Source organism: Pantoea sp. GbtcB22 (assembly GCF_019091025.1).
In the GTDB taxonomy this organism is placed as follows: domain Bacteria; phylum Pseudomonadota; class Gammaproteobacteria; order Enterobacterales; family Enterobacteriaceae; genus Pantoea; species Pantoea leporis.
On sequence record NZ_JAGXKB010001013.1, the window covers coordinates 1 to 230 of the forward strand.

The 230-nt window shown below is 59.6% G+C and carries 1 protein-coding gene; it reads right to left on the reverse strand.

Annotation, left to right across the window (positions count from 1 at the left end):
* A partial coding sequence (locus KVT28_RS27345; RefSeq protein WP_217551493.1) for a hypothetical protein occupies positions 1 to 230 on the reverse strand: 230 nt, incomplete at both ends.

Sequence of the window (230 nt, forward strand, 5' to 3'; positions counted from 1 at the left end):
CGGCACGATCCATCAGCAAACGTACCGGCGTTGGCGGCAGGAAGCGGGTGAGCTGCAGGCTTTTCGGCGCGTGCGCTTCAACCACATAGATCATCTCGACCAGCAGCGTCCCGACCGGCAGCGCCTTGTTCTTCAGCAGCGTCAGCGCACAGCTACCGGTATCGCCCGAAAGAATCAGGTCGAGGCCCTTGTGGATCAACGGATGTTCCCAGGTGATAAACTGGGTATCT